At 70.0% G+C, this 2,021-nt stretch carries 2 protein-coding genes; one reads left to right on the top strand and one right to left on the bottom strand.

Annotated features, from left to right (window positions below; genetic code table 11):
- Positions 1 to 27 precede the first annotated feature (27 nt).
- Positions 28 to 1,545: an NAD(P)/FAD-dependent oxidoreductase gene (locus tag G6020_RS11900; RefSeq protein WP_182610775.1), complete on the bottom strand. Its 1,518-nt coding sequence runs from the start codon at positions 1,543 to 1,545 to the stop codon at positions 28 to 30.
- A gap of 70 nt (positions 1,546 to 1,615) precedes the next feature.
- On the opposite strand from G6020_RS11900, the gene G6020_RS11905 reads away from it, so the two are divergent.
- On the top strand, positions 1,616 to 2,021 hold a 406-nt coding region (locus G6020_RS11905), incomplete at its 3' end, for an AraC family transcriptional regulator ligand-binding domain-containing protein (RefSeq protein ID WP_182610776.1).

Consider the following 2,021-nt stretch of genomic DNA (forward strand, 5'->3'; position numbering starts at 1 on the left):
CGGCGCCACCGGGCGCCGGGCGGGCGATCAGACCGCCGCCGACTCCGCCGAGCGACGCGGCGCGACGGTCTCGTAGTCGGCGGTGTCCGCGGTGCGGGTCCGGCGCTGGTACTCGTGGACCAACCCGGGCCAGTTGGTGGTGACCCTTCCGGAGTCCACCCTGTACCAGGAGTCGCACCCGCTCCAGACCGAGTCGTCGAGGCGTCGCAGGATCTCGGCGTCGTAGGCGTCGTCGACCTCACGTCGCACCTCGAGTGCCACGGGCCGCTCAGCACGGGCCAGATCCTCGACGATCTGACGGATGTACCGGGCCTGCTGTTCCATCATGAGGATGATCGAGCTGCTGCCGAGGTTGGTGTTGGGGCCGTAGACCAGGAACATGTTGGGAAAGCCCGGGACGGCCATCCCGAGGTACGCCCGTGCGCCCTCACGCCACTGCTCGTGCAGATCCCGGCCCCCGCGCCCCCGCACGGTGATGGGCGCGAGGAACTCGGTGGCCTTGAAGCCGGTGCCGTAGACGATGACGTCGGCGGGGTGCAGACGTCCGTCGGATGTGACGATCCCGTCTGGGACGACCTCGGCGACGCCGTCGGTCACCACGTCGACGTCCGGCTGGGCCAGCGCGCGGTACCACTCGTTGCTGAACAGCATCCGTTTGCACCCGATCGGTTCCGTGGGGGTGAGTGCGGCGCGCAACTCCGGGTCCCGGACGGTCAGCCTGAGGTTGGCCTTGGCCAGCCCGCTGAGGATCCGCGCCAGTGGACGAGCGGAGGTCAGGGCCAGGCCGATGGCCTCCGTGGTCTCCCAGATCGCCCCGCGCATCGCGGGGACGAGGCCGGGGACACGGGCGAACGCGGTGTGGTGCGCGTCGGTGTAGGCCCGGTCGGGCTTGGGAACCACCCACGGCGCCGAGCGCTGGTAGACCGTCACGTGGGACGCGGCCTCACGGATCCGGGGAACGAACTGGATCGCCGAGGCTCCGGTACCGAGCACCGCGACCCGCTTGCCGGTGAGATCCACATCGTGCCGCCACCGGGCGGAGTGGAACGACGGGCCCGCGAAGGAGTCCAACCCGGGGATATTCGGGTAGGCCGGCCTGGACAGCTGGCCGATCGCGGGGACCAGCACGTCGGCCTCGAACGACTCGCCGGAGGCGGTGAGCACCGTCCACGTGGCGGTGTCCTCGTCGAAGGTGGCCGAGGTCACTTCGATCCCCGTGCGCACCCTGTCCCGTAGGCCGTACCGGTCCGCCGTCTCGCGGATGTAGGACAGGATGTCCGGCTGCTCGGCGTAGCGGCGGCCCCAGTCCGTCTTGCGGTGGAACGAGTACGAGTACAGGTTCGACGGCACGTCACAGGCCGCTCCCGGGTAGGTGTTGTCCCGCCACACCCCGCCCACGTCGTCGGCCTTCTCCAGGATCGTCACGTCCGCGAGGTCGTCTCGGATGAGTTCGTAGGCGGCTCCGAGGCCACCGAATCCGGCGCCGATGATGAGGACGCGCGGGCGCCGTCGGGTGCTGTTCGCGGGTGAGGCGGAGGAAGTCATGGTGCGACCGTATGGGGTCGGCCCGGCGTGGCCACAGACTTTCCCGGACGAATAATCCATAATTCCGGCCATGACCTCCTGGGACCGCCCCGCGGTAGCGCACTGGGACTTCCCGCGTTCTGCCACCGGCATCGGTGTGCTCGTCGAGGCCGGGGGCGCACTCGGCGTGGAGGCGGGGACCATCCTGCGCGGGGTCGGTCTCAGTCCCGCCGAGCTCGCGACCCCCGATCTGCTGGTGGCCCCGGCGCAGGAGCTCGCCGCGATCCGCAACCTGTGCGCCGCCGCTGGTGACCGCCCCGCGCTCGCCGCGGAAGTCGGGGCCGCCTATCGGTTGACCACCTTCGGGATCCTCGGATACGCCCTGTTGTCCAGCCCCACCCTCCGCGACGTGATCGCCATGACACTGCGCTTCATCGATCTGAGCTACATCTTCAGCGCGTTCGGTGTGGAGGCGACCGGCGACCGGATCGTCGTCA

The sequence above is a fragment of the Dietzia sp. B19 genome (assembly GCF_014145155.1).
In the GTDB taxonomy this organism is placed as follows: Bacteria; Actinomycetota; Actinomycetes; order Mycobacteriales; family Mycobacteriaceae; genus Dietzia; species Dietzia natronolimnaea.

Excerpts from the sequence above, each read along its gene's own strand:
- G6020_RS11900 (WP_182610775.1), bottom strand. The coding sequence starts at position 1,545 with ATGACTTCCTCCGCCTCACCCGCGAACAGCACCCGACGGCGCCCGCGC.